This window comes from Collinsella sp. OM06-18AC (assembly GCF_003438785.1).
GTDB lineage: Bacteria > Actinomycetota > Coriobacteriia > Coriobacteriales > Coriobacteriaceae > Collinsella.
In genome coordinates this window covers 1-1,896 of sequence record NZ_QSTX01000029.1, presented here as the reverse complement: position 1 = coordinate 1,896, position 1,896 = coordinate 1, and the positions used below count along the sequence as shown (strand labels likewise).

At 54.7% G+C, this 1,896-nt stretch carries 1 protein-coding gene; it reads right to left on the bottom strand.

Going from position 1 to position 1,896, the window contains the following annotated elements; genetic code table 11:
• Window positions 1-595 precede the first annotated feature (595 nt).
• Window positions 596-1,720: an aminotransferase gene (locus DXB86_RS09815; protein WP_117736971.1), complete on the bottom strand. Its 1,125-nt coding sequence runs from the start codon at window positions 1,718-1,720 to the stop codon at window positions 596-598.
• Window positions 1,721-1,896 lie beyond the last annotated feature (176 nt).

Genomic DNA, 1,896 nt, shown 5'->3' with positions numbered 1-1,896 from the left:
GGCACGTGCAGACCTTTCGTCATGGCCTCCTACCTTTCTTTCGGGCCCTTGTCAGGGCCGATTCGTTAGCGCCCCTCCGTGTGAGGCGTTATTGCTGACGACATATTTATATCCAAAATCAGCCCATACTTCCACCTTGCCCCCGAACGGTTTTTTATACGGGGTGAACGGCATACACATATACTTCACGCATGGCACACTTTGACTTAATAAAGTTTATTTACGTGCTTAAATGCTTTTTCAAACCAAATAGCAAATGGAACTTAACTTTATTAAACCACCCTCAAATTGCATATTTCTAATAAAGCTATGAATAGAATTAGCGATTCATACCGCGTCTCAACCATTTTCATTTTTATTCAGAAAAAAGTTCGTCCTATTCATTTCTGGTATGCATATTACCGTTTACCAGACGCTTGGTACCGTTCACCGGAAGTTCAGTATAAGGCCCAACGAACACCGGCTCGCCTTACGGCCTCATTTGTAACAACTTGACTTCTCGGTATAGAAAAACAGACCCGCTCCCCTCATGGGAAACGGGTCTGTTATCGATAATCGTAGACAGATTTGAGTGGCTTTGAGAGCCGTCGGAATCCTAGCGATCGAACTCGGCCAGCGCCTCGCCCAGAAGCCTCAGGCCCTCGCGGAGAACGCCTTCGCTCGCGCAGTAGCCCAAGCGCGCGCCGCAGGGAAGCTCAAAGCGGCTACCGGGAACCAGCAGCACTCCCCTCTCGGCCAACAGGCGCTTGCAGAACTCCTCGTCGTCCTCGGGAATATCCAGTTGGATAAACGAGGTGGACACGCCCTGCGGGGCCGTCCAGGAGACACGATGCTGCGTATCGATCCATGCCTGAGCGATATCACGGTTGCCAAACACGATCTTACGGTTGCGCCCAAGGATCTTATCCCTGTGCTCGAGCACGTAGGTCGCCAGAGCGTCGTTGAACACGCCGCCGCAGATCATGGTGTAGTCACGATAGGTGCGGATGCGGTTGGACACCTCTTCGTCGGCCACGACCCAGCCCACGCGGGCCGCAGGCGTCGAATAGGTCTTGGACACCGAGTTGGTGACAATGGCCTTCTCGTACACGTCGACCATCGACATAAAGGACTCGGTGTTCTCGAGCGGCAGGTACACCTCGTCGCACAGCACGTAGGCGCCCACCGAACGGGCAATCTCGGCAATCTGGCCGAGCGTATCGGCATCGAGCACCGCACCGATGGGGTTCGATGCGTTATTAATGCAGATGAGCTTGGTGTTGGGGCGCACCGAGCGCTTGAGCTCATCGATATCGGGCTTCCAGCCGAGCTCCTCGCGGAGCTCCCAATACTCGACCTCGGCACCCAGCGTACGCGGAATCTCGTAGAGCGGCGCATAGGTAGGCCACTCGGCAATCACGTGATCGCCGGGCTCCACAACGGCCATGATGGCGTTGAGGTTGGCGCCCGTGCAGCCATTGGTCTGCAGAATGTGATCGGGATTGACATCGCGACGATACAGCTTGGCGACCTCGGCCTTAAATTCCGGCGATCCCTCGATCCAGCCGTAGTTCATCTTCTCGCGATCCAGGCGCTCGTAGAACGTGGCGCCGTCCTGCTCGTCCAGTGCGCGAAGCTCGCCCATGGTCAGCGACGAGATCGTCGACTGAGCGATATCCCAGGTAGCACTCTTCTCCCAAACGTTGAGCCATTCCTCAACACCGATTGTCTTGATATCCATGGCCACCTTATCTGATCTTCATTTAGCGTCATTAAACATGAATGGGGCGGTGCGAAAGATCCGCACCGCCCCAATGGGAGACATCTAATGGCAGCTAGATGTTTGTAGTAAGACCTGTACGGGTCTTTGAAAACCTTAGAGGTCCTCGCGCCAGAAGGGCATGCTCATGCAGCGCG

Bases quoted from the DNA above. Each gene is read 5' to 3' on its own strand.
- DXB86_RS09815 (WP_117736971.1), bottom strand. From the start codon at position 1,720: ATGGATATCAAGACAATCGGTGTTGAGGAATGGCTCAACGTTTGGGAG.